Below are 24,408 nucleotides of genomic sequence, written 5' to 3'. Positions count from 1 at the left end.
ATATTATCTGCCCAAACTACACTGGCGCGCCATGCCCAAGAGCTTCGACTTCCGCCATGCACCGGGTCACCTGATCCGGCGCGCCCACCAGCTGGCGGTGGCCGTCTTCATGGAGGAAACGGCCGAGTTCGGCGTGACGCCGGTGCAGTTCGCCATCCTCAACGCGCTGATCGAGGAGCCGGGCGAAGACCAGGTGACGCTGGCGGGCCGCGTGGCCTTCGACGCGGCGACCTTCGGCTCCGTCATCCATCGCCTGGAGGCCAGGGGCTGGGTCAAGCGCAGGCCCGACGCACAGGACCGCCGCCGCAAGCTGCTGTGGGTGACGCCCGAGGGCGAGCGAGCGGCGATGGCGATGAAGCGCGCCGTGACGAAGGCGCAGGGGCGCATCCTGGGCCCGCTGGAGGCGGGCGAGCGCGAGCAGCTGATGAAGCTGCTGGAGAAGCTGGTTATTCGCTCTTCGTGACGAGCGTGAAGTGCTCCACCAGCGGCGGGCCGGCGAAGTAGGGGCCGATGAAGCCGCGCCATTCGGCGAACAGCGGCCCCTGGCGGAATCCCACCGTGTGGTCCTCCAGCGTCTCCCAGAAGATCTGCAGGATGAACCGCTGCGGGTTCTCGATGCACTTGTTCACCTTGTAGCCGTGCACGCCCTTCGCCTTGGGCAGCACGGTCTTCACCGCGCGCTGGATGGCTTCCTCGAACGCGGCTTCCTGGCCGGGGTTCACGCGGATGTCGGCGATCTCGAGGATCATGGTCGTTCCTAGGTTTGGGTCTCGGGCAAGTCTACTGTCAGGCCGTCGAGTTCTTCCGTCAGCGGGATCTGGCACGAGAGGCGGCTGTTCGCCTTGCGCAGCGAGGCAGTGAAATCCAGCATCGAATCCTCGTCGCTCGTCATGATCGGAAGCTTGGGCAGGAACCCCTCGCGCACGTAGACGTGGCAGGTGGCGCAGGTCATCGTCCCGCCGCATTCGGCGTCGATGCCTTCGACGTTGCTGGCGATCGCCGCCTGCATGAGGCTCTGGCCCAGGGCGCATTCGAGCGTGGTTTCGTTCCCGTTGGCGGCGACGAGGTGGATGGTGACCTTCGCCATCTAGAAGCGCCCGAAGTACTCGCGCCGCTGGAACTCCTGCTTGTCCTCGGCGGCGTCGAAGCGTGCGAGCTCCGCCTGCTTGATGCGCGTGTAGTAGTCGATGAAGGTTGCGCCGAAGGCATTCGCGAACGACTTGTCGGCGCGCAGCGCCTCGAGCGCTTCGCCCAGCGAGGTCGGCAGCATGGTGGGTGCGGGACCGTACGGCGCTTCCGTCGGCGCAGGCGGCTGCAATTTGCGCTCGATGCCGTCCAGGCCGGCGTGGACCTGCGAAGCGAAGTAGAGGTAGGGATTCGCGGCGGGCTCGCCGATGCGGTTCTCGATGCGGAACGCGGCATCGCCGGCCTCGCCGATCACGCGCAGCATCGCACCGCGGTTGTCGCGGCCCCACACGACGGCCTGCGGCGCGAGCGCGTTGGGGCGGAAGCGCCCGAAGCCGTTGGCGGTCGGCGTGCAGAACACGGCCATCGCCCGCGCATGCTCGAGCAGGCCCGCTAGCCACGCCATGTCGGTGGCGTTCGCGCCGGTCTTCGCGTCCACGAGCGACTGGTGCAGGTGCCAGCCGCTCGACATGATGTTCGGGAAGGGCGGGCGGCACATGAAGGTGGCGTGGTAGCCCGCGCGGCGCAGCGCCTGCCTCACGGCACTGCGGAACAGGACCATGTTGTCGGCCGCGGTCAGCGCGTCCGTCACGTCGAACACCGCCTCGACCTGGCTGGGGCCCAGCTCGATCTCCAGCGAGGTCAGGGGCAGGCCCAGCGCCTGAGCCGTGTGCTGCACGATGCGCAGCGGTTCCTCGGCCATGTCGAACCAGCCTTCGGCCAGCAGGTTGTAGCCGGGATGGACCATCGACACGCGCGGCGGCGCGCCCGGCCACTCGGCATGCTCGGGGTCGAGCTGCGGCTGCGCGTCCTCGATGCGGTAGATGTGGAACTCGACTTCGAGCCCGCAGCGCATCGCCAGGCCGTGTTTGTCCAGCCGCGCGAGCGCCGATTGCAGGATGCGCCGGGTGTCGAGTTGCACCGGCCCCGCATCCTGGAACCAGGGCTGCGCCTGCATCCAGCCCGTGCGTTCCGTCCAGGGCAGCTGCCGGAAGCTTTCGGGGTCCGGCAGCAGCACGAGGTTGTTGGCGAAGGAAAAGCCCTCGAGCCCCCCGGTCCCGCCAGGCTCGAACACCTTGAACGCGGTGCGGTCCGACGTGTCCTTCAGCATCAGCGTGCTGACCATGCCGACGCCGTCGTGCAGCGCACGCAGTGCGGCACTCGCTGTCAGCGTCTTGCCGCGTGTGACGCCGTGCAGGTCGCACCAGACGACGCGCACGAGCTCGATGCCCGTCGATTCGATGAGGCGCGAGATGCGCTTCGCGGCCTCCTCGTGCCGCGCGTCGTGGATACCGCAGCGCTGCGCAAAGGTGGTCATGCCGTGACGGGTGCGGGCTTCGCCGTCCACGGCGCGTGTTCGCGCTTGGCGCGCACCTGCTCGCGCCACCACGTGGCCCACTCGCCCGCGGGCGCAATGCCGTCGACGGTGTCCGGCCCGACCAATGCCGCCGAATTCGCCGGGTCCGCCGCGCCGGGCGGCACGCCGCCGGCCTGCACCGTCTCGATCGCCTTCAGCAGCACGCGGCGGTTCGCCATGATCACCTTGTCGCTGGTACCCAGGTGCTCGCGCGTGCGGTCGGCGATCGGCCCCGGGCTTTCGACGGCCCACTGGTCGTGCACGTTGATGTCGTCCTCGCCCATGCCGAGGTAGGTGCGCGTCAACTGTTCGGCGGGGTTGAAGCCCCAGTTGTTGTGGCGCCCCGACTTGGGCACGTAGTCGGGCAGCGAGATGTACTGCAGCCGCTGGTTGCGCATGGCCTCCTTGTCCACCGGGCCGGCGAAGCTCGTGAAGACGGAATACCAGTAGGTGTGCGTGTCGTCCACCGGCAGGTGCATCTGCGTGATGGTGAGCGTCTCCGACAGCGGGATCACGAAGGTGTGCGGAAAGACGGCCTGCGTCACGCGCACGTGCGTGAGCTCCTGCGTCATGGGCCGCAGCGCGGTCACCTGCATGCCCCAGGGCATGTTCTCGAAGCTGATCTCGGGCTGGTGGAACTCGCGCATCACGCGCGTCATTGGCCAGCGCTCGCCCGCCATCTCTCCCGCCGCCGCGCTGCGGAACTGCTTGCCTGCCGGGTTGTCGCCGATGGCATCCAGCGCTTCATCGGACAGGAAGCGGTGCAGGAACGACGGGTGCGCCGGGTCGATGCCGACTTCGAACGCCTGCAGCCAGTTGCAGTGCCACAGGCCCTTGAACGCGAAGGTGTGCGAGGTGGGCGCGGCGAAGGCGTCGAAGTTCGGGAAGGGTGGCGGCGTGCCGCTGCCGAGGAAGGCGAACACCACGCCGCTCCTTTCCAGCACCGGGTAGCTGCGCTGCTTCACGCGATCGCACAGCTTGCTGCCCGCGGGCTCGGCCGGCGTCTCGAGGCAGTTGCCCGCCACGTCGAACTTCCAGCCGTGGAAGGGGCAGCGCAGGCCGTCGCCTTCGTTGCGCCCGAACGAAAGGTCGGCGCCGCGGTGCGGGCAGTCGCGGTCGAGCAGGCCCCAGCGCCCTTGCGCATCCCGGAACAGCACGAAGTCCTGGCCGAGCGCGCGCACGGCCTTCACGGGGCGGTTGGCCATCCGCGGGTCGAGGCGCGGGTCGAATTCGTCCACCAGCGCCAACGGTTGCCAGTAGGCGCGCATGACGCCGCCGCAGGCCGTCCCCGGGCCGATGCGGGTGATGAGCTCGTTCTGCTCCGCCTTCATGCGGCAAGTCTAGCGCCGGTTTATCCTTGGCGCGCCATGAAACTCTTCAACTACTTCCGCTCCTCCGCCTCGTTCCGCGTGCGCATCGCGCTGGAGCTGAAAGGGCTGCCCTACGAGTACGCGGCGGTGCACCTGGTGAAGGGGGAACACAAGAAAGACGAGTACGCGGCGGTGTCGCCGACGGGGCTGGTGCCCACGCTCGTCACCGACTCGGGCGAGGCGCTCGAGCAGTCGATGGCGATCATCGAATGGCTCGACGAAACGAAACCGCAGCCGCCCCTGCTGCCGCGCGACCCGCTGGGCCGGGCGAAGGTGCGCGCGCTGTCGCAGCTCATTGCGTGCGAGATCCATCCCCTGAACAACCTGCGCGTGCTGAAGTACCTGGTACGCGAATTGAAGGTGGAGGAAGAGGCGAAGAACGACTGGTACCGCCACTGGGTGCGCACCGGCCTCGAAGCCTACGAGCGCGAACTGGCGCGCCTGCCGGAATCGAAATTCAGCTACGGCGATACGCCGACCATGGCCGACTGCTGCCTGGTGCCGCAGATCTTCAACGGCCGCCGCGTGAACACGCCGGAGGACGGCTTGCCGCGCACGATGGCGGTGTTCAACGCGTGCATGGAGCACCCCGCGTTCCAGAAGGCGCAGCCTTCGAGCTGCCCCGACTTCGAGAAGTGATGGACCTGCTCACGCCGGACTGGCCCGTGCCGGCGAACGTGCGCGCCGTGTGCACCACGCGCACGGGCGGCGTCTCGCAAGGGCCGTACGACAGCCTCAACCTGGGCGACCACGTCGGCGACGAGCCGCAGCGCGTTGCCCGCAACCGCGCGATCGTGGCCGAAGCGATGGGCGCGCGGCCGGTGTACATGGAGCAGGTGCATGGCGTCGGTGTTGCCAGGCTCGATGCCGATGCGCGCGACGGCCTGCGGGCCGACGGCTGCTTCACGTCGCACCAGCAGGTCGCGTGCACGATCATGGTCGCCGATTGCCTGCCGGTGCTTCTCGCCGCTGAGGACGGCTCGATCGTCGGCGCCGCCCATGCGGGCTGGCGCGGCGCATGCGAAGGCGTGGTCGAAGCGACGGTGAAGGCGATGGGCGTCGCGCCCGCATCGCTCGTCGCATGGCTGGGCCCTTGCATCGGCCCGGAAGCTTTCGAAGTCGGCGACGAGGTGCGGGCCGCCTTTGCGGCGCGCGACCCGCAAGACGCGCAGCACTTCCAGCCCTACCGTGAAGGCAAGTGGCTTGCCGATCTCCCGGCCTTGACGCGCAGGCGCCTTCACGCCATGGGCGTCTCGCGCATCCACGGCAACGACGGCACCCGCGCCTGGTGCACCGTCGCCAACCCCTCAAGGTTCTTTTCGCACCGGCGCGACCGGGTCAGCGGGCGTTTCGCCGCCGTCGTCTGGCTGGCCTAGCTCAGCCTTCTCGCGGGCCTTGAGGGCGCGCTTGCGCGCGGGCGTCAACAAGATGTAGCCGACGAGCGCCACGGGAGCCACGCCATAGAGTACAAAGGTGAAGATGCCGCCGATCACCGAGCCGTTGGAGTGCGTGGCTTCGGCGAGCGACATCATGAGGGCGACATAGAGCCAACCGACGATGACCAGGAGGACGACAGGCATTGTGGGTACTACTCATGTTGCGCTGCAACATGAAAGCTGGGATACTTCGGGTTAACCCGAACAAAAACACGGGACCAGGAGACAAGACAACATGAATTCTCTGCCGGATTGGGGAGACATGGGCAAGCAGTGGTCGCAAGCCATGCAGTCGTTCGGCGGACTCGCGCAGGGCGCCGCCATGCCGAAGCTGCCCCAGCTGCCCGACGTGCCCCAGCTCACGTTCGACCCCCAGAAACTCGAAGCACTCCAGCGCGCGTACGTCGAAGAGGCCGCGCAGCTGTGGAACGCCAGCCTGCTGCCCGACCTCGCGAAGAAGGACAGGCGCTTCGCGGCCGATGCGTGGACGCAGAACCCCGTCGCTTCGTACTCCGCTGCGGTGTATTTGCTGAACGCCCGCACGCTGCTCGGCATGGTCGAAGCCGCCAAGACCGATACGAAGACCAAGGCCCGCCTGCGCTTCGCGGTGGAGCAGTGGATGGCCGCCTCAGCGCCCAGCAACTACCTGGCGCTGAACGCCGAAGCGCAGAAGAAGGCGCTGGAGACCAACGGCGAGAGCATCGCCAAGGGCATCCAGAACCTGCTGGCCGACATCCAGCAAGGCCACGTGTCGATGACCGACGAGAGCGTGTTCGAAGTCGGCAAGAACGTCGCCACCACCGAAGGCGCGGTCGTCTGGGAAAACGAGCTGTTCCAGCTGGTCGAATACAAGCCGCTCACGAAGCAGGTGCACGAGAAGCCTTTCCTCGTGGTGCCGCCTTGCATCAACAAGTTTTATATCCTCGACCTGCAGCCGGACAACTCGCTGGTGCGCTTCCTCGTGGAGCAGGGCCACCGCACGTTCGTCATGAGCTGGCGCAACCCCGACGACACGCTGCAGGAGAAGACCTGGGACGACTACGTCGGCGACGGCCCGATCGAGGCCATCCGCGTCGTGAAAGAGATTTCCGGCGCCAAGCAGATCAACGCGCTCGGCTTCTGCGTCGGCGGCACCATCCTCGGCACGTCGCTGGCGGTGCTGGCGGCGCGCGGCGAGAAGCCCGTCGCTTCGGCCACTTTCCTCACCACGCTGCTGGACTTCAAGGAGTCGGGCGTGCTCGACGTCTTCATCGACGAGGGCATGGTGAAGTTCCGCGAGATGCAGATGGGCAAGAAGGGCCTGCTCAAGGGGCAGGAACTCGCGTCCACCTTCAGCTTCCTGCGCCCGAACGACCTGGTGTGGAACTACGTCGTGGGCAACTACCTCAAGGGCGAGACGCCGCCGCCGTTCGACCTGCTGTACTGGAACAGCGACTCGACCAACCTGCCGGGCCCGATGTACACCTGGTACATCCGCAACATGTACCTCGAGAACAACCTGGTCAAGTCGAACAGGCTCACCGTGTGCGGCGAGAAGGTCGACCTGAAGAAGCTCGACATCCCCGTGTACATCTACGGCTCGCGCGAGGACCACATCGTGCCGATCGGCGGCGCGTACGCCTCCACGCAGGTGCTGCCCGGCAAGAAGCGTTTCGTGATGGGCGCCTCGGGCCACATCGCCGGCGTGATCAACCCGCCCGCGAAGAAGAAGCGCTCGTACTGGACCAACGACAAGCTGCCGAAGTCGCATGAGGAATGGACGGCCGGCGCCAAGGAGCACCCCGGCAGCTGGTGGACGGACTGGGCCGCGTGGCTCAAGCCGCACGCGGGCAAGCAGATCGCTGCACCCAAGACATTCGGCAAGGGCACGAAGTACAAGGCCATCGAGCCGGCACCCGGTAGATATGTGAAGGCGAAAGCCTAAGGAGACCCCATGAAAGACACCGACATCGTCATCGTTTCCGCCGTCCGCACCGCGGTCGGCAAGTTCGGCGGCTCGCTCGCCAAGATCCCGGCGACCGAGCTGGGCGCCATCGTGATCAAGGAAGCGCTCGCGCGCGCCAAGGTCAAGCCCGAGCAGGTGGGCGAGGTGATCATGGGCCAGGTGCTGGCGGCCGGCGCGGGCCAGAACCCCGCGCGCCAGGCGTCGCTGAAGGCGGGCCTGCCGAAGGAAGTGCCGGCGCTGACGATCAATGCGGTGTGCGGCTCGGGCCTGAAGGCCGTGATGCTCGCCGCGCAAGCCATCGCCTGGGGCGACAGCGAGATCGTGGTGGCCGGCGGCCAGGAGAACATGAGCGCCGCGCCGCACGTGCTGCAGGGCTCGCGCGACGGCCAGCGCATGGGCGACTGGAAGATGCAGGACACGATGATCGTCGACGGCCTGTGGGACGTGTACAACCAGTACCACATGGGCGTGACCGCCGAGAACGTCGCCAAGCAGCACGACATTTCGCGTGCCAAGCAGGACGAGCTGGCGCTGGGCAGCCAGACCAAGGCCGCCGCCGCGCAGGCCGCCGGCAAGTTCAAGGACGAGATCGTCGCCGTGACCATCCCGCAGAAGAAGGGCGACCCCATCGTCTTCGCCGACGATGAGTTCATCAACAAGAAGACCAGCGCCGAAGCGCTGTCGGGCCTGCGTCCCGCGTTCGACAAGGCGGGCACCGTGACGGCCGGCAACGCGTCCGGCATCAACGACGGCGCTGCCGCGCTCGTGCTGATGAGCGCGAAGAAGGCCGCCGAGCTGGGCCTCAAGCCCCTCGCGCGCATCGCCGCCTTCGGCACCAGCGGCCTGGACCCCGCCACGATGGGCATGGGACCGGTGCCGGCGACGAAGAAGGCGCTGGAGCGCGCCGGCTGGAGCGTGGGCGACGTCAACCTGTTCGAGCTCAACGAAGCCTTCGCCGCCCAAGCGTGCGCCGTCAACAAGGAGCTGGGCGTCGACCCGGCCAAGGTCAACGTCAACGGCGGCGCGATCGCCATCGGGCACCCCATCGGTGCGTCGGGCGCGCGCATCCTGGTGACGCTCCTGCATGAGATGCAACGGCGTGAAGCGAAGAAGGGCGTCGCGGCCCTCTGCATTGGGGGCGGCATGGGGGTTTCCCTCGCCGTCGAGCGCGTCTGATCGGAGTACAAGAATGAAACCCATCACAGGAGAACAACGATGAGCCAGAAGAGAGTCGCATACGTCACCGGTGGCATGGGCGGCATCGGCACCGCCATCTGCCAGCGCCTGCACAAGGACGGCTTCACGGTCATCGCCGGCTGCGGCCCCACGCGTGACCACGCGAAGTGGCTGGAGGAGCAGAAGCAACTGGGCTACACGTTCTACGCGTCCGTCGGCAACGTCGGCAGCTGGGAATCGACGGTGGAAGCCTTCGGCAAGGCCAAGGCCGAACACGGCGCCATCGAAGTGCTGGTGAACAACGCCGGCATCACGCGCGACCGCATGTTCCTCAAGATGTCGCGCGAGGACTGGGACGCGGTGATCGAGACCAACCTCAACTCCATGTTCAACGTGACCAAGCAGGTCGTGGGCGACATGGTGGAGCGGGGCTTCGGCCGCATCATCAACATCAGCTCGGTGAACGGCGAGAAGGGCCAGGCCGGCCAGACGAACTACTCGGCGGCCAAGGCGGGCATGCACGGCTTCACGATGGCGCTGGCGCAGGAGCTCGCGAACAAGGGCGTGACGGTCAACACCGTGAGCCCCGGCTACATCGGCACCGACATGGTCAAGGCGATCCGCCCCGACGTGCTCGAGAAGATCGTGAGCACGGTGCCGGTCAAGCGCCTGGGCGAGCCGAGCGAGATCGCGTCGATCATCGCGTGGCTGGCTTCGGACGAAGGCGGCTACGCCACCGGCGCGGACTTCTCCGTGAACGGCGGCCTGCACATGCACTGAAGGCGCCGCCGGCGCCCGCAAGAAAAAGGCCCGCTCGCGCGGGCCTTTTCAATTCCGTCGCTTACCGGCTTCCAGACACTTCCACGTCGACACGCCGGTCCGGCTGCAGGCAGGCGATCAGCGCGGGCGAAGGCTTGTTGCCCTTGCACTGGCCGCCCGTGAGCGGGTTGGAGCCGTCGACACCGCGAGCGGAGATTTTCGCGGAGGCAACGCCGGCCTGGACCAGGTACTCGCGCACGGCCTGTGCGCGGCGCTCTGACAGCTTCTGGTTGTAGTCGTGTCCGCCCAGCCGGTCGGTGTTGCCGGTGACCTGCACGCTGTCGTACTGCATGCCGCGCAATTGGGCCGCGAACTTGTCGAGCTCCACGCGTCCGGTGTCCTTGATCGTCGAGCGGTCGAAGTCGAACAACGCGTCGGCCGACAGGGACACGCGCGTGGGCGCCGGAGGCGGTGCGGGCCGGGGCGGCGGCGGCGGTGCAACGACTGCCGCGGGCGGCGGCGGCGGTGGCGGCGCGACCACCGCCGGAGCCGCGGCCACGTTCACGCGCCGGGGCTGCACGCCGAACAGGTAGACAAGGCCGAGCGAGGCCACGTCCGCGTTGCCGCGGTTGCCCACGCCGTCCTTGAAGCGGTAGCGCTCCAGCTCGACCCGCATCGACAGCGACGGCGTGAAGGCGTAGGCCAGCCCCGCGCCGAGCTTGATGTCGGTGCTGCGCTGGCTCGCGCTGCTGCTCGCATACGGCACGGACGCCGCGCCGCTGGCACTGAAATTGTCGCGGGCGCGGGTCGACGTGACGCCGACCCGGCCGAGGGCGGACAGGTTCCCCACCAGCGGGAACGTGCCGACCAGGTCGAGGTTCAGGCCACGCAGCTGCATGTTGCCGTTCAGGGTGCCCGTGGGCGCCGTGTGCGCCGAGTAGCCGAAGCGGCCCAGGTCGAAGTAGCCGCCTTCCAGCGCGACGCTCCGGTTGAACTGGTAGCCGCCGAAGACCTTGAACGCCGTTTGGCGGTCGTGGTCGTCGATCGACGTGGTGGCCAGGCCTTGGCCGGCCAGGCCCTGGGTGATGCGGTCGTCGTCGATGCTCACCGCGGCGCGGCCGACGTTGCCGCCCGCATACCAGCCCGAGTCCTGCGCGAGGGCCAGGGGCGAGGCCAGTGCCGCGAGTGCGGCAACGCCGAGCGCCACCGAAGTCATTGGGAATTTCATGTTCTGCTTTCGAGGAATGTTCGGGCGGGCGCTCAGGGAGCCGGCACGTTGATGACGGTGTTGACCATCGTGACGGAGGCGCCCAGCGACAGCACGCGGCCGTTGATGGTGACCAGGGCCACGTTGCCGGGCGTCGAGATCGCCGCGCCGGCCTGCGAGATCACGGTGCCGTAGAACGTCCCGCCACCCGCGGCGTTGATCGTTGCGGCGGAGCCCACTTGCCAGTACACGTTCTTGGCCTGCGCGCCGTTGGCCATGATGATGCTGGCCGGTGCCGCAGCGCCGGGGCCGCCCACCGTCAGGGTCGTCGCCATCTGGAAGACCCAGACCGCGTTGGCATCGCCTTGCGCATCGAGCGTCAGGTTGCCGCCCTGGATCATGAAGCTGCCTGCGGCTGCGGTGTACACGCCGGGTGCGAGCGTCTTGTTGGCGAGGTTGCCCGCGCCCGGATCCGGCCCACCCGGCATCGCGACCAGCGCGTTGTAGGCGGCCAGTGCGTCGGCGCGTGCCTGCGTTGCGATCGCGAACGTCGTGGCCGTTCCTTCGTTCGGGCAGGCAATGGTCGGCGGGGGCGGCGCGGTGTAGATCAGGCCGTTGACGGTGCCGACGTTCAGCCCGGTCTCGATGTACGTGCAGCCGGGGCCGGCGTCATGGAAGCCGGTGACGGCCGTGGACACGGCGGTGGTGCCGAGGTTGCCGTTGATCACGGTGTTCAGGCCCTGGTTGGTCACGCCGGCCGAGCCGCCGAATGCGCCGAACAGCGACGAGGAACCGAGCGCCACGGACGGCGGCGGGGGAGCGGCGCAATTCACCGCGGTGAAGTTCCATGTCGCGTCGGCGAGCAGGGTGTTGGCGGGGACCGCGAGGTCCACGGCGCCGGTCGCACCGCCCTTGATGCGGGCCGTGTACTGCGTGCCGGCCACGAGCGGGGCCGCGGGCGTGAACGTTGCGATTCGCCCGGTGGCGGCGTCCAGCACGACCGACGAAGCGACCACGGGTGCCGCACCGCTGACGGTGAAGACGGCCGAGTTGATCGAGTTCGGGTCCATCCGCAGGCCCGAGGGCACGGCGAAGGTGGCGTTCACGGTGGCGTTGGTGCAGACCGTCGTGGCGCCGGCAACCGGGTTGGTGGAGGCTACGGAGACGTTCGTCGCGGCAATCGGGCCCGCGGCCGTGGTGAACGACCAGACATGGTTGCTGGCGGCGGGCAGGGCGGCCTGGTTGCCGGCGAGCGCGTTGCCCGCGAGGTCGGTGGCACCCGTGGTGATCGTTGCGACGTAGGTGGTGCTCGCTGCGAGCGCGGCTGCCGGCGTGAACACGGCGGTGCGGTTACCGACGGAGTAAGACACCGTTCCTGCCGGTGACGTGCAAGGCGCGGCGCAGGTGAGCGTGAACGTGCTGGCCGAAAGCGAGGCCGCAGCCATGTCTTCGCTGAACAGCGCGCTGATCGCGGTGTTCGTCGCAACGCCTGCGGTCGGGCCGGGGCTGGTTGTCGCGGGCACTGTCAGCACCACGCTCGGGCGGGTGGTGTCGGCGACGACACCCGTCGTGAACTGCCAGACATAAGGCACCGCAAGCGCCAGGCCGGAGGCCGCGCTCTTGGCGCCGGTCACGGTGGCGGTGTAGGTGGTGCCGGCAGCAAGCGCTGCGCCGGCGGGCAGCGCGAATGTCGCGATGCGGCCGGTGCTGTCGAGCGTCACGGTCCCGGCGGGATTCACGCAGGGTGCGGCGCAGGTCACGGTGAAGCTCGCGGTGCCGGTGATCGGGGCCATCGGCTCGCTGAATGCGGCGGTGATGATGGTGTTGTTGGTGGGAACGCCGGTGGCGTTGTTGACCGGTGCCACGGCGGTCACCGTCGGCGGGACGGGAGGCGGCGCAGCCGGCCCGTCGAAGCCCAGGACCTTGTCGCGGCCCCCGCCGCCGCAGGCGACCAGCGCGCCTACCAGGAGTGCCGTGAGCCACGGCCGAATGCTCTTGAGTCTGTTCATCGAATTTCCATTCAGTTGGGCGTGACGCCTTGGGAGCCATTCGCCATGAACAGCAGAGCTTGGGGCCAGGCATGCTCGTCGATCTGTACGACGTCGGACGTAACAGGGTCGCGTACGCGATGAAGGCGCCTTGTCCTACAGGCGCCGTTGCTGCGCAACACTATTCACGCGGATTTGCGTGCGGCAGCACATAGACAACCCGGCGCCGTGGGCGCAACCTGCCGGTTGTTGACTCGCATGTCATCGCCCCGGCCGCAGCAGCGCCCGGGGGTCCCCAAAACAACCCACTGGAATTCCATGAACCGATTCAGCTCCGTCTCCGTCATCTTCGCCGCCGTCCTCCTCACCGCCGTGGCGGGCTGCGCATCCACGCAGAAGCACGAAAGCACCGGGCAATACGTGGACGACACGGTCCTCACCACGAAGGTGAAGGCCGCGATCTTCAACGACCCCATGCTCAAGTCCGCCGAGATCAACGTCGAGACGTTCAAGGGCCGCGTGCAGCTGAGCGGGTTCGTCCACGACCGCGCGAGCGTCGTCCGTGCCGTGCAAGTCGCGCAAGCCGTGGGCGGGGTCACTTCCGTCGCCAACGACATGCGCGTCAAGTAGGCCGCGATGATCCGCACTCCAACCGCCGCGATCCTGTGCGCGGGGGCGGCAGCGCTGCTGTCAACGTCGGGGGCGTTCGCCGCCAAGCCGTCGCCGGCGCAACTGCGCTACCAGCAGGAGCGGGCCGACTGCCTCAGTGGCGCGTCCAGCCAGGATCGCGCCACCTGCCTGCGCGAGGCGGCCGCGGCCTTGCAGGAAGCGCGGCGCGGCAACCTGTCCACGGGCGACCTTGCGCAAAACGGGGTCGCGCGCTGCAACGCGCTGCCCGCGGACGACCGCCAGGACTGCGTCCTGCGGATGCAACCCGGCGCCGCCAGCGGAAGCGTGAGCGGGGGCGGGGTCCTGCGCGAGTCCACCCGGCCGGCCGAGCGCTGAGCGCGCGGGCCTAGTTCTTTTCGTTGGCCTGGCCGACGATGTCCTCGATCACGAGGAGGCGGTAGCGCTGGGCGTACGAGATGTTCGTGCCCTTCAGCGCCGCCACGGCAAGTTCCGCATCCTTGGCCTTGGGCACCGGGACGAGGATCGCGTGATGGCCTTCGCGCGCCAGCTCTTCGTAGTGGCGCGCCGTTGCCGCTTCCGTGCCCGCCGACGGCATGTGGTCGTTGTCGATCACCGCCGAGGCGATCTTGGTGTGGATGTCATCCGGCGTGAGCAGCGAGATCGAATCGCCGCTGAAGCCGGCATCGAGGAGGCGGCGCTCGGCATCGTTGGCTTCCTCGGCGGTCGGGTACATGATGAAGATGTGCCCGGTGGGGTAGAACACGCCACCCAGCAGCGTGTACATCTTCGAGTCGGGGGCAAAGGCCTTCATCGTGTTTCTCCTTCCGTGCGATGCGGCAGCGCCGCACTCTCCAATGTCGGCTCAGGCATGGCGGCTGTCTGTCGGCGGAACGCCCGTCCTGCCGATGCGGCTAAAGTCCATGGGGTGAAGGATGAGGACAAGACCTTGAGCCCGTGGCGCATGAGCGTCGCGCCGATGATGGACTGGACCGACCGCCACTGCCGGTTCTTCCACCGCCTGCTCACGCGCCGCGCCTTCCTGTACACGGAGATGGTCACCACCGGGGCGCTCCTGCATGGCGACATTCCGCGCCACCTGGACTTCAACAAGGAAGAGCATCCGGTCGCGCTGCAGCTCGGCGGCAGCGACACGGCCGAGCTCGCCCAGTGCGCGAAGCTCGCCGAGCAGTGGGGGTACGACGAGGTCAACCTCAATTGCGGCTGCCCCAGCGAGCGCGTGCAGCGCGGCTCGTTCGGCGCGTGCCTGATGGCCGAGCCGCAGCTCGTGGCCGATTGCGTGAAGGCGATGGTCGACGCCGTCGGCATCCCGGTCACCGTCAAGCACCGCATCGGCATCGACAAGGTGGAGAGCTACGACTTCGTGCGCGACTTCGTCGGCGCGGTCAGCCAGGCCGGCTGCGGCGTGTTCTTCGTGCATGCCCGCAACGCGTGGCTCAAGGGCCTGTCGCCCAAGGAGAACCGCGAGGTGCCCCCCCTGCGCTACGACTTCGTGCACCGGCTCAAGCGCGACTTTCCGCACCTGACCTTCGCGCTCAATGGCGGGATCGCCGCGCCCGAGCAGGTGAGCGAGGCACTGGCGCACGTCGACGGCGCGATGATCGGCCGCGAGGCGTACCACAACCCCTGGTGGCTTTCGACATGGGACGCCGCGTACTTCGGCGAGCCGCAGCGCGACATCTCGCGCGAGACGGTGGAGATGGCCATGTGCGACTACATGGCCCGCGAGAAGAAGCTGCACGGCACGCCCTGGCCCAACATCGCGCGCCACATGCTGGGCCTGCGCAACGGGCTGCCCGGCGCCCGGCGCTGGCGGCGGGTCTGGAGCGACCACAAGTTGCGCGACTCGGACCCGCACGACGTCATGGCCCTCGCCGACGAGGAGGTGGCGCGGGCGGCCGAATTGCTTTAAACTTAAAATATCGAGGCATCGCCAATCGCGCCAGCGCCCAGGAGCCATCCATGAAGATCGTCTGCATCGGCGGCGGCCCCGCGGGGCTGTACTTCGCGCTCCTGATGAAGAAGCAGGACCCCGCGCACGACATCACCGTCGTCGAGCGCAACCGCCCCTACGACACCTTCGGCTGGGGCGTCGTCTTCTCCGACCAGACGCTGGGCAACCTGCAGGCCGCCGACCCGCAGACGGCGGCCGAGATCCTCGGCGCCTTCAACCACTGGGACGACATCGAGGTCAACATCCGCGGCCACAAGGTGCGCTCCGGTGGCCATGGCTTCTGCGGCATCGGCCGCAAGCGCCTGCTGAATATCCTGCAGCGCCGCTGCGAGGAACTGGGCGTGAAGCTGGTGTTCGAGACCGACGTGCAGGGCGACGAGCAGTACTCCGACGCCGACCTCATCATCGCCAGCGACGGCCTGAACAGCCGCATCCGCAACAAGTACGCCGCCACCTACCAGCCCGACGTGGACCTGCGCAAGTGCCGCTTCGTCTGGCTGGGCACGCACAAGAAGTTCGAGGCGTTCACCTTCGCCTTCGAGGAAACCGGGCACGGCTGGTTCCAGGCGCACGCCTACCAGTTCGACGGCGACACCTCCACCTTCATCGTCGAGGCGCCGGAAGACGTGTGGCTGAAGGCGGGCATCGACAAGATGGAGAAGGAGGAGGGCATCGCGTTCTGCGAGAAGCTCTTCGCCAGGTACCTGGACGGCAACCCGCTGATGTCGAACGCATCGCACCTGCGCGGCTCGGCGCAGTGGATCCGCTTCCCGCGCGTGGTGTGCAAGACCTGGGTGCACCACAACGGCCGCGCGCCGGTGGTGCTGATGGGCGATGCCGCGCACACGGCCCATTTCTCCGTGGGTTCGGGCACGAAGCTGGCGCTGGAGGATTCGATCGAGCTCGCGCGCTGCATAGGCCGCAGCCCCGGTGACCTGCCGCAGGCGCTGGCCGACTACGAGGCCGTGCGCAGCATCGAGGTGCTCAAGATCCAGAACGCCGCGCGCAACTCCACCGAGTGGTTCGAAAACGTCTCGCGCTACGTCAACCTGCCGCCGGAGCAGTTCGCCTACTCGCTGCTCACGCGCAGCCAGCGCATCAGCCACGAGAACCTGCGCCTGCGCGACAAGGGCTACGTGGAGCAGTACGAGGACTGGATCGCCTTGCGGTCGGGCGTCAACCGCGCCCCGGTGCGCCAGCCGATTCCGCCGATGTTCACGCCGTACACCGTGCGTAGCGTCACGCTGAAGAACCGCGTCGTGGTCTCGCCGATGGCGCAGTACTCGTGCGTGGACGGCCTGCCCGGCGACTACCACCTGGTCCACCTGGGCTCGCGGGCGATGGGTGGCGCGGGGCTGGTGTTCGTGGAGATGACCTGCCCCACGCCCGACGCGCGCATCACGCCCGGCTGCCCGGGGCTGTGGAACGAGCAGCAGCGCGATGGCTTCAAGCGCATCGTCGACTACGTGCACCAGTGGTCCGACGCCATGATCGGCATGCAGCTCGGTCACGCGGGCCCCAAGGGCTCGACCCGCGTGCCGTGGGAAGGCGAGGACCAGCCGCTGGAATCGGGCAACTGGCCACTGATCTCGGCTTCGCCCGAGCAGTACATCGACGGCGTGAGCGACTGGTCCAAACCCATGACGCGCGCCGACATGGACCGCGTGCGGGACGACTTCGTGCGCTCCACGCGCTATGCCGCCGAGGCCGGCTTCGACTGGCTGGAGCTGCACTGCGCGCACGGCTACCTGCTTTCCAGCTTCATCTCGCCGCTGACGAACCAGCGAACCGACGAATACGGCGGGTCGCTGGCCAACCGCTTGCGCTACCCGCTCGAAGTCTTCAAGGCGATGCGGGCCGCGTGGCCGAAGGACCTGCCGATGTCGGTGCGCATCTCCGCGCACGACTGGGTGGAAGGCGGCATCACGCCCGACGACGCGGTGGAGATCGGCCGCATGTTCAAGGCCGCCGGCGCCGACATGATCGACTGCTCGTCGGGCCAGGTGAGCAAGGCGCAGAAGCCGGTGTACGGGCGCATGTACCAGACGCCCTTTGCCGACCGCATCCGCAACGAGGCCGGCATCGCGACCATCGCCGTCGGCGCGATCTCGGAAGCCGACCACGTGAACAGCATCATCGCCGCCGGACGTGCCGACCTGTGCGCCATCGCCCGGCCGCACCTGGCCAACCCGCAGTGGACCTTGCTCGAAGCCGCGAAGATCGGCTACCACGACCTGGGCTGGCCCGTGCAGTACCTGTCCGGCAAGAATCAGCTCGAGCGCAACATCGAGCGCGAGAAACAGATGGCGGCGCAAGCCGCGGAGGCAGCCAATGAGCGATTCAACTGAACGCGTCGATCCCGCGCTGGCAGCGGGCAACCGCAAGCAGCTCGCGGGCTACAAGGCCAAGCACTTCAAGTGGGAGGTCGATGGCGCGGTGGCCACGATCACCCTCAACCGCCCCGAGCGCAAGAACCCGCTGACCTTCGATTCGTACGCCGAGCTGCGCGACCTGTTCGGGCAACTGAAGTACGCCACCGACGTGCATGCGGTCGTGGTCATGGGCGAAGGCGGCAACTTCTGCTCGGGCGGTGACGTGCACGAGATCATCGGGCCGCTGGTGAAGCTGAAGGCGCCGGAGCTGCTGATGTTCACCCGCATGACGGGCGACCTGGTCAAGGCCATGCGCGCCTGCCCGCAACCGATCGTCGCGGCCATCGACGGCGTCTGCGCCGGCGCGGGCGCCATCGTCGCGATGTCATCCGACCTGCGCATCGGCACCGCGCGCAGCAAGACGGCCTTCCTGTTCAACCGCGTGGGCCTGGCCGGCTGCGACATGGGCGCGTGCGCCATCCTGCCACGCATCATCGGCCAGGGCCGCGCCAGTGAATTGCTCTACACCGGCCGCTCGATGTCGGGCGAAGAGGGCGAGCGCTGGGGCTTCTTCAACCGCCTGTGCGCGCCCGAGGAACTGGCCGCCGAGGCGAAGAAGCTCGCGGCGTCGCTGTGCGAAGGCCCGACGTTCGCGAACGGCATCACCAAGACCATGCTCCACCAGGAGTGGGCCATGACGATCGAGCAGGCCATCGAAGCCGAGGCGCAGGCGCAGGCCCTGTGCATGCTGACGCAGGACTTCACGCGCGCGTACGAAGCCTTCGTCGCCAAGCAGAAGCCGAAGTTCGAAGGCAACTGACATGGCCGACACCAGTTACCTGGACTGGCCGTTCTTCGAAGATCGGCACCGCCAGCTGGCGCGCGAGCTCGACGCGTGGGCGGCGCAAAACGTGGCCGACCACCACAGCGCCGACGTCGACACCGAGTGCCGCACCCTGGTCCGCAAGCTGGGCGCAGCGGGCTGGGTGCAGCACGCCACCGGCGAGAAGATCGACACCCGCGCCATCTGCCTGATCCGCGAAACGCTGGCGCGCCACAACGGACTGGCCGATTTCGCGTTTGCGATGCAAGGCCTGGGCAGCGGGGCGATCACGCTGCAAGGCACACCGGAGCAGAAGCAGAAGTACCTGCCGCGCGTGGCGAAAGGCGAAGCCATCGCGGCCTTCGCGCTCTCCGAGCCCGACGCGGGCTCCGACGTCGCGGCGATGCAGTGCTCCGCGCGCATCGAGGGCGACCAGGCGATCCTGAACGGCGAGAAAACCTGGATCTCCAACGGCGGCATCGCCGACTTCTACGTCGTGTTCTGCCGCACGGGCGAGGCGCCGGGCGCGCGCGGCATTTCCGCTTTCATCGTCGACAAGGACGCACCGGGTTTCGAGATCGCCGAACGCATCGACGTGATCGCGCCGCACCCGCTGGCGCGCCTCGCGTTCGGCAATTGCCGCGTGCCGCTTGCCAACCGCATCGGCGCGGCGGGCGAGGGCTTCAAGGTGGCGATGCGCACGCTGGACGTGTTCCGTACCTCCGTCGCCGCGGCTGCCCTGGGCTTCGCGCGCCGCGCGCTCGACGAAGCCTTGCACCGCGCCGCCACGCGCAAGATGTTCAACGGCACGCTGGCCGACTTCCAGCTGACGCAAGCCAAGCTGGCGCAGATGGCCACCACCATCGACAGCGCCGCGCTGCTGGTCTACCGCGCCGCGTGGCAGCGCGACCAGGGCAAGGGCGTGACCAAGGAAGCCGCGATGGCCAAGCTCGCCGCCACCGAAGGCGCGCAGCAGGTCATCGACGCCGCCGTGCAGATCTTCGGCGGCATGGGCGTGCAAAGCGAGCAGGTGGTCGAGCGCCTGTACCGCGAGATCCGCCCGCTGCGCATCTACGAAGGCGCCAGCGAGGTGCAGCAACTGATCATCGGCCGCGAGCTGTTGAAGGAAATGAAGGCATGACGCACCAAGCGATCCTCCCGGCCGGCTGGCCCAGGCCCAAGGGCTACGCGAACGGCGTCGTCGCCAGGGGCCGCATGCTCTTCATCGCCGGCATGATCGGCTGGGACGCCAACGAGCGGTTCCCCAGCGACGACTTCGCCGCCCAGGCGCGCCAGGCACTCTCCAACATTGCCGCCGTGCTGAAGGAAGCCGGCGGCAAGCCCGAGCACATCGTGCGCATGACCTGGTACGTCACCGACAAGCGCGAGTACCTGGCGGCGGCCAAGGACATCGGCAAGGCGTTCCGCGAAATCGTCGGCTGCTATGACATCGCGATGACCGCCGTGGAAGTGAAGGCGCTGATCGAGGACCGCGCCAAGGTCGAGATCGAAGCGACGGCTATGCTGCCGGAGTGAACGACTCGCCAGGTTCCCGCACCGCCTGGACGATGCTGCTGGTGCTCATCGGCGGCTTCGCCTTGAGCCAGGCCTTCCGCACGGCGGCGGCCATCATGGCGCCGGCGCTGACGCACGATTTCGACCTCACGAAGCAGCAGCTGGGCCTGTTCGCGGCGGCCTTCCACTTCTCGTTCGCGGGCCTGCAGCTGTTCATGGGCATGGGCATCGACGTGTACGGGCCGCGCAAGACCATCGTCACCGTGTTCCCGCTGGCCATCGTGGGTGCGCTGGTGGCCGCCACCGCGCCGAACTACGCGATGCTGATCGTCGGCCAGATCCTCATCGGCATCGGCTGCGCGCCGGCCTTCCTGGTCTGCACGGTATTCGTCTCGCGCCGCTTCCCCATCGAGCGCTTCGCGGCCGTCAACGGCGCGGCGCTGGGCATAGGCTCCGTCGGCTTGCTGCTCACCGGCACGCCGCTCGCGTGGGTGATCGAAGCCTTCTCGTGGCGCTGGGGTTTCGTCGCGCTGGCGGTGCTGGCGGCCGGCGCGTGGCTGGCGATCTTCACGCTGGTGCGCGACGACGGCAGCGCCACCCAGCGCCAGAAGCTCGACGTGGGCGCCGCGCTGCGCGGCTACGGCGAGCTGTTCCGCCTGCCGCACACCGCGGGCATCTTCCTGCTGGCGCTCACGACCTATTCGTCCTTCATGACGCTGCGCGGCCTCTGGCTGGGGCCGATGCTCATCGACCGCCACGCGTTCAGCCTGGTGCAGACCGGCAACGTGGCCATCGCGATCTCTGTCACCGGCATGATCGCCGCGCCGCTCTTCGGCCGGCTCGACCCGGGCGAAGCACGCCGCCGCAGCTGGATCATGCGGTTCGCCCTGATCAATGCCGCCTGCTTCGCCGTGATGGCCGTGAGCCCGCACGCGGCCATCGAAGTGGTGCTGGCCCTGGCCATCGGGCTGATGTCGGGCTTCGGCAGCCTGCAGTACGCCGACGTGCGCTCGGCCTACCCGCCGCACATGACGGGCCGCGCGATGGCCGTCTTCACGATGGCGCTCTTCCTCGGCGTGGCGGTGATGCAGTGGTTCACGGGCGGCGTCGCATCCGCCGCCGGTGCGTTCAAGGTCGACCCGTATGCCGCCGTGCTGGGCGCCATCGCACTGTCACTGGTGCTGGGCTGCGCGGCTTTCCGCGTGCTGCCCGCGCCCCGCAAAGACTAAACTCCAAGTTCCCCAAGGAGATCCCCCCATGGCCGCCAAAGCATCGTTCAACTGGGCCGACCCGCTGCTGCTGGAGCAGCAACTCACCGACGACGAACGCGCCGTGAAAGACGCCGCGCAAGCCTATGCGCAGGAGCGCCTGGCGCCGCGCGTGCTCGAGGCCTTCCGCAACGAAAGCACGGACCCGAAGATCTTCCGCGAGATGGGCGAGCTGGGCCTGCTCGGCTCGACGATCCCCGAGCAGTACGGCGGCGCGGGCCTGAACTACGTGTGCTACGGCGTGGTGGCGCGCGAGATCGAGCGCGTGGATTCCGGCTACCGCTCGATGATGAGCGTGCAGAGCTCGCTGGTGATGGTGCCGATCAACGAGTTCGGCAACGAGGCGACCAAGAAGAAATACCTGCCCAAGCTGGCCACCGGCGAGTGGATCGGGTGCTTCGGCCTGACCGAGCCCAACCACGGCTCCGACCCCGGCAGCATGATCACGCGCGCGAAGAAGGTCGACGGCGGCTACAAGCTGACCGGCAGCAAGATGTGGATCACCAACAGCCCCATCGCCGACGTGTTCGTGGTGTGGGCCAAGGACGACGAGGGCGCCATCCGCGGCTTCGTGCTGGACAAGGGCGCCAAGGGCCTGTCGGCGCCCAAGATCATGGGCAAGGTGGGCCTGCGCGCCAGCATCACCGGCGAGATCGTGATGGACGAGGTGTTCTGCCCCGAGGAGAACGCCTTCCCGGAAGTACGCGGCCTGAAAGGCCCGTTCACGTGCCTGAACTCAGCGCGTTACGGCATCGCGTGGGGCGCGCTCGGCGCCGCAGAAGACTGCTGGCACCGCGCGCGCCAGTACACGATGGACCGCAAGCAGTTCGGCAAGCCGCTGGCCGCCAACCAGTTGATCCAGAAGAAGCTGGCCGACATGCAGACCGAGATCACCATGGGCCTGCAAGGCTGCCTGCGCCTGGGCCGCATGAAGGACGAGGGCACCGCGTCGGTGGAGATCACCTCGATCATGAAGCGCAATTCGTGCGGGAAGGCGCTCGATATTGCGCGCACGGCGCGGGACATGATGGGCGGGAACGGGATCAGCGACGAGTTCGGCGTGGCACGGCACCTAGTGAACCTCGAGGTGGTGAACACGTACGAGGGGACGCATGACATCCACGCCCTGATCCTCGGCAGGGCGCAGACGGGCATAGCCGCGTTTTAGTTGTCACGGGCGCTCCAGCATCTTGAACATGCCCATGCCGCCCACCCGGAACCCCGCGCTCTCGTACAGCGACCGCGCGGCGGTGTTGTAGCCGAACACGTTCAGCCCGATGCGCGTGGCGCCCAGCTCGATGGCTTTCGCCTCCACCGCCTGCAGGAGCCGGCGGCCCACGCCCTGGCCGCGCGATTCGGCGTTCACGAAGATGTCGTAGATGTAGGCGGCGCGCCCCGACGGGCGCTCGCTCATTCCGACCCACGCCAGGCCCACCGCGGGCCCGCCGGCTTGCAGCCGCGCGGTGAACAAGTGCTGGTTGGGCGACGCCAGGCCGTCGGGCAGCAGCTCGGCAAAATCCTTCCTCGCGCGCTCCTCGACTTCCTCGGGGGGCCGCGCCCACGCGCGTGCCGTGTCGCGGATGTAGTTGTCCACGGACGTGGCGATGTACGCGTCGTATTCGGCTTGCGTCATCGGATCGAGCTGCATCACGGGCCCTTTCGCAACAAGGCAGAATCCGCACCCATGTTCCGCCAGAAATACCTCGATCATTCCGAACTCCTTGCCCAGCTGCAAGCGTGGGCCAAGGCGCACCCCGATTTCGTCCGACTCGGGTCCATCGGCACCAGCTCCGAAGGGCGCGATATCCCCATCCTCACCATCGGCCGCAAGCCCGACGAGGAGCGGCCGGCCGTCTGGATCGACGGCAACATGCACGCGTCGGAGCTGTGCGGCACGAGCGTGGCGCTGGCGATCGCCGAAGACGTGATCGGGCTGCACCTGGGGCGCAAGGAAGTGGGCGGCAAACCCATCGCCGCGCCGATGGTCGAATCGCTGCTGGATACCTTGTTCTACGTGGTGCCGCGCATCTCGCCCGACGGCGCCGAGGCGGTGTTGAAGCAGGCGCGCTACGTGCGCTCCACGCCCATGGACGACCGCGTGGCGCGCAGCCACCCGCACTGGCAAAGCGCCGACATCGACGGCGACGGCCTGGGCGGCTACATGCGCATCCAGGACCCGGAGGGCGAGCTGGTCGAGCTGCGCGGCGACGACGGCCAGCCCGTGGACCCGCCGGTGATGGTGGCGCGCCAGCCCGACGACGAAGGGACGTTCTTCAAGCTGTACCCCGAAGGCACGATCGCCAACTACGACGGCCGCCACGTGCCGGCGCCGTTCTTCCTTTCGGACAACCCCTACGACTTCAACCGCAACTTCCCGCACACCTGGGCGCCCGACCACGAGCAGATGGGCGCGGGCCATTACCCGGGCAGCGCGCCGGAGACGCGCGCGGTGCTGGAGTTCACCACGCGCCACCCCAACATCTTCTGCTGGCTGAATTTGCACACCTTCGGCGGCGTGCTGATCCGCCCGCTGGGCGACAAGCCCGACAGCAAGATGGACCAGGGCGACTTCGCCGTGTACGAGCAGGTCGAGGACTGGATGAAGAAGTTCACCGGCTACGCGGTGGTGAGCGGCTTCCACGAATTCCTGTACGAGCCCGACAAGCCGCTCAAGGGCGACCTGACCGACTACGCCTACCACCAGCGGGGCGCCCTCGCGTACGTGGTGGAGCTGTGGGACCTGTTCGACCAGGTGGGACTGGAGCGCAAGAAGCCCTTCGTCGACCGCTACTCCAAGCTCACGCGCGACGACATCCGCAAGATCGCCGCCTTCGACAAGGAGCACAACGCCGGGCGCGTGTTCAGGAAATGGCGCAAGGCGAAGCACCCGCAACTGGGCGAGGTGGAAGTGGGCGGCTTCGACCCGCGCGTGGGCATCTGGAACCCGCCGTACGAGAAGCTCGCGAAAACGTGCGACGACCAGAGCGCCGCCTTCCTGCGCGTCGCTTCACTGGCGCCGCGCATCGTCGTCGAGGTCGTCTCCAGGGAAAAGCGCGGCGAGCACACCAAGGTGGAACTGCGCATCGCCAACCGCGGCTACCTCGCGAGCTTCGGCCTGCCGTCCGCCAAGAAGCTGCCGCATGCGGAGCCGCTGCGCCTGACGGTCGATGCCGGCAAGGCGCAAGTCGTCGCGCCTTCGACCGAAGTGGAGATCGGCCACCTGGAAGGGTGGGGCGCGGGCCTCTACGGCGGGGCCAGCGTGTTCTCGCCCTGGACGCGCGGCAACAGCCACGAGAAGTTCGTGACGCTGGTGCTGGCCGGCGCCGGTGAGGTGAAGGTGAAGGTCGGCAGCGCGCGCGTGGGGTTCCAGGTGGTTTCCATCACGGCGGCGTAGCCGGGTACCCT

25 protein-coding genes are annotated in these 24,408 nt (G+C 68.0%); 16 read left to right on the top strand and 9 right to left on the bottom strand.

Annotation, left to right across the window (positions count from 1 at the left end):
• Nucleotides 1–31 precede the first annotated feature (31 nt).
• The gene (locus WG903_RS14610; RefSeq protein ID WP_340076654.1) at nucleotides 32–463 is read left to right on the top strand and encodes a MarR family winged helix-turn-helix transcriptional regulator; all 432 of its coding nucleotides are present in this window, start codon (nucleotides 32–34) and stop codon (nucleotides 461–463) included.
• Here WG903_RS14610 and WG903_RS14605 read toward each other — a convergent pair.
• Genes WG903_RS14605 through WG903_RS14590 form a run of 4 tightly spaced genes read right to left on the bottom strand, consistent with a single transcriptional unit; the run spans nucleotide 447 to nucleotide 3,873 of the window.
• On the bottom strand, nucleotides 447–749 hold the full coding sequence (locus tag WG903_RS14605) for an antibiotic biosynthesis monooxygenase family protein (protein ID WP_340076652.1): 303 nt from the start codon (nucleotides 747–749) through the stop codon (nucleotides 447–449). The two genes, WG903_RS14610 and WG903_RS14605, sit on opposite strands and share 17 nt — an antisense overlap.
• Before the next feature lie 8 nt (nucleotides 750–757).
• On the bottom strand, nucleotides 758–1,087 hold the full coding sequence (locus WG903_RS14600) for a 2Fe-2S iron-sulfur cluster-binding protein (protein WP_340076650.1): 330 nt from the start codon (nucleotides 1,085–1,087) through the stop codon (nucleotides 758–760).
• Entirely contained in the window at nucleotides 1,088–2,503 is a 1,416-nt protein-coding gene (locus WG903_RS14595) for a glutamine synthetase family protein (RefSeq protein ID WP_340076648.1), read from the bottom strand. It lies immediately after the preceding gene.
• Entirely contained in the window at nucleotides 2,500–3,873 is a 1,374-nt protein-coding gene (locus WG903_RS14590; protein ID WP_340076646.1) for a Rieske 2Fe-2S domain-containing protein, read from the bottom strand. Before WG903_RS14590 ends, WG903_RS14595 begins: the two co-directional genes overlap by 4 nt.
• 36 nt (nucleotides 3,874–3,909) lie before the next feature.
• Here WG903_RS14590 and maiA point away from each other — a divergent pair, with 36 nt between their 5' ends.
• Nucleotides 3,910–4,551, top strand: a complete 642-nt coding sequence (gene maiA, locus WG903_RS14585) for a maleylacetoacetate isomerase (RefSeq protein ID WP_340076644.1) — start codon at nucleotides 3,910–3,912, stop codon at nucleotides 4,549–4,551.
• Entirely contained in the window at nucleotides 4,551–5,288 is a 738-nt protein-coding gene (pgeF, locus tag WG903_RS14580) for a peptidoglycan editing factor PgeF (protein ID WP_340076642.1), read from the top strand. Before maiA ends, pgeF begins: the two co-directional genes overlap by 1 nt.
• Here pgeF and WG903_RS14575 read toward each other — a convergent pair.
• Complete coding sequence (locus WG903_RS14575; protein WP_340076640.1) at nucleotides 5,220–5,492, bottom strand: hypothetical protein; 273 nt, start codon at nucleotides 5,490–5,492, stop codon at nucleotides 5,220–5,222. The genes pgeF and WG903_RS14575 overlap by 69 nt on opposite strands.
• Nucleotides 5,493–5,583: 91 nt before the next feature.
• On the opposite strand from WG903_RS14575, the gene WG903_RS14570 reads away from it, so the two are divergent.
• The 3 genes from WG903_RS14570 to phbB are packed head-to-tail and all read left to right on the top strand — an operon-like array spanning nucleotide 5,584 to nucleotide 9,249.
• Nucleotides 5,584–7,272, top strand: a complete 1,689-nt coding sequence (locus WG903_RS14570; protein ID WP_340076637.1) for a PHA/PHB synthase family protein — start codon at nucleotides 5,584–5,586, stop codon at nucleotides 7,270–7,272.
• Between the two features lie 9 nt (nucleotides 7,273–7,281).
• The gene (locus tag WG903_RS14565; protein ID WP_340076635.1) at nucleotides 7,282–8,469 is read left to right on the top strand and encodes an acetyl-CoA C-acetyltransferase; all 1,188 of its coding nucleotides are present in this window, start codon (nucleotides 7,282–7,284) and stop codon (nucleotides 8,467–8,469) included.
• Between the two features lie 39 nt (nucleotides 8,470–8,508).
• Nucleotides 8,509–9,249 carry an acetoacetyl-CoA reductase gene (gene phbB, locus WG903_RS14560; RefSeq protein ID WP_340076633.1) on the top strand — a complete coding sequence of 247 codons (741 nt, stop codon included), beginning with the start codon at nucleotides 8,509–8,511 and terminating at the stop codon, nucleotides 9,247–9,249.
• 61 nt (nucleotides 9,250–9,310) lie between these two features.
• Here the strand turns inward: phbB and WG903_RS14555 are convergent, their stop codons facing one another.
• Both WG903_RS14555 and WG903_RS14550 read right to left on the bottom strand, forming a co-directional pair.
• On the bottom strand, nucleotides 9,311–10,456 hold the full coding sequence (locus WG903_RS14555; RefSeq protein WP_340076631.1) for an outer membrane beta-barrel protein: 1,146 nt from the start codon (nucleotides 10,454–10,456) through the stop codon (nucleotides 9,311–9,313).
• Between the two features lie 32 nt (nucleotides 10,457–10,488).
• Nucleotides 10,489–12,444 (bottom strand): Ig-like domain-containing protein, encoded by a 1,956-nt coding sequence (locus tag WG903_RS14550; RefSeq protein WP_340076629.1) that lies wholly within the window; start codon nucleotides 12,442–12,444, stop codon nucleotides 10,489–10,491.
• Nucleotides 12,445–12,741: 297 nt separating this feature from the next.
• On the opposite strand from WG903_RS14550, the gene WG903_RS14545 reads away from it, so the two are divergent.
• Together WG903_RS14545 and WG903_RS14540 are read left to right on the top strand one after the other, a co-directional pair.
• A complete protein-coding gene (locus WG903_RS14545; protein WP_340076625.1) occupies nucleotides 12,742–13,053 on the top strand; it encodes a BON domain-containing protein in 312 nt (103 codons plus the stop codon).
• Nucleotides 13,054–13,059: 6 nt separating this feature from the next.
• On the top strand, nucleotides 13,060–13,428 hold the full coding sequence (locus tag WG903_RS14540) for a hypothetical protein (protein ID WP_340076623.1): 369 nt from the start codon (nucleotides 13,060–13,062) through the stop codon (nucleotides 13,426–13,428).
• Nucleotides 13,429–13,438: 10 nt separating this feature from the next.
• Here WG903_RS14540 and WG903_RS14535 read toward each other — a convergent pair whose 3' ends face one another.
• A complete protein-coding gene (locus tag WG903_RS14535; RefSeq protein WP_340076621.1) occupies nucleotides 13,439–13,864 on the bottom strand; it encodes an RNA-binding protein in 426 nt (141 codons plus the stop codon).
• A gap of 114 nt (nucleotides 13,865–13,978) precedes the next feature.
• Here WG903_RS14535 and dusA point away from each other — a divergent pair, with 114 nt between their 5' ends.
• Genes dusA through WG903_RS14500 form a run of 7 tightly spaced genes read left to right on the top strand, consistent with a single transcriptional unit; the run spans nucleotide 13,979 to nucleotide 22,171 of the window.
• Complete coding sequence (gene dusA / locus WG903_RS14530; RefSeq protein ID WP_340076618.1) at nucleotides 13,979–14,983, top strand: tRNA dihydrouridine(20/20a) synthase DusA; 1,005 nt, start codon at nucleotides 13,979–13,981, stop codon at nucleotides 14,981–14,983.
• A 50-nt stretch (nucleotides 14,984–15,033) separates the two neighbouring features.
• Nucleotides 15,034–17,373, top strand: a complete 2,340-nt coding sequence (locus WG903_RS14525) for a bifunctional salicylyl-CoA 5-hydroxylase/oxidoreductase (protein ID WP_340076616.1) — start codon at nucleotides 15,034–15,036, stop codon at nucleotides 17,371–17,373.
• Entirely contained in the window at nucleotides 17,357–18,217 is an 861-nt protein-coding gene (locus tag WG903_RS14520; protein WP_340076614.1) for an enoyl-CoA hydratase family protein, read from the top strand. The genes WG903_RS14525 and WG903_RS14520 overlap by 17 nt, the downstream gene beginning before the upstream one ends.
• A 1-nt stretch (nucleotide 18,218) precedes the next feature.
• The gene (locus tag WG903_RS14515; protein ID WP_340076611.1) at nucleotides 18,219–19,361 is read left to right on the top strand and encodes an acyl-CoA dehydrogenase family protein; all 1,143 of its coding nucleotides are present in this window, start codon (nucleotides 18,219–18,221) and stop codon (nucleotides 19,359–19,361) included.
• The gene (locus WG903_RS14510) at nucleotides 19,358–19,756 is read left to right on the top strand and encodes a RidA family protein (protein ID WP_340076609.1); all 399 of its coding nucleotides are present in this window, start codon (nucleotides 19,358–19,360) and stop codon (nucleotides 19,754–19,756) included. Before WG903_RS14515 ends, WG903_RS14510 begins: the two co-directional genes overlap by 4 nt.
• The gene (locus WG903_RS14505) at nucleotides 19,753–20,964 is read left to right on the top strand and encodes an MFS transporter (RefSeq protein WP_340076607.1); all 1,212 of its coding nucleotides are present in this window, start codon (nucleotides 19,753–19,755) and stop codon (nucleotides 20,962–20,964) included. The genes WG903_RS14510 and WG903_RS14505 overlap by 4 nt, the downstream gene beginning before the upstream one ends.
• A 28-nt stretch (nucleotides 20,965–20,992) precedes the next feature.
• The gene (locus WG903_RS14500; RefSeq protein ID WP_340076604.1) at nucleotides 20,993–22,171 is read left to right on the top strand and encodes an acyl-CoA dehydrogenase; all 1,179 of its coding nucleotides are present in this window, start codon (nucleotides 20,993–20,995) and stop codon (nucleotides 22,169–22,171) included.
• A gap of 3 nt (nucleotides 22,172–22,174) precedes the next feature.
• Here WG903_RS14500 and WG903_RS14495 read toward each other — a convergent pair whose 3' ends face one another.
• Nucleotides 22,175–22,651 (bottom strand): GNAT family N-acetyltransferase, encoded by a 477-nt coding sequence (locus tag WG903_RS14495; RefSeq protein ID WP_340076601.1) that lies wholly within the window; start codon nucleotides 22,649–22,651, stop codon nucleotides 22,175–22,177.
• A 36-nt stretch (nucleotides 22,652–22,687) separates the two neighbouring features.
• Here WG903_RS14495 and WG903_RS14490 point away from each other — a divergent pair, with 36 nt between their 5' ends.
• Nucleotides 22,688–24,397 carry a M14 family metallopeptidase gene (locus WG903_RS14490; protein ID WP_340076598.1) on the top strand — a complete coding sequence of 570 codons (1,710 nt, stop codon included), beginning with the start codon at nucleotides 22,688–22,690 and terminating at the stop codon, nucleotides 24,395–24,397.
• Nucleotides 24,398–24,408 lie beyond the last annotated feature (11 nt).

The sequence above is a fragment of the Ramlibacter sp. PS4R-6 genome, from assembly GCF_037572775.1.
Taxonomy (GTDB): Bacteria; Pseudomonadota; Gammaproteobacteria; order Burkholderiales; family Burkholderiaceae_C; genus Ramlibacter.
The sequence above is the reverse complement of the archived record's forward strand: the minus strand, read 5'-3'. Positions and strand labels throughout refer to the sequence as shown.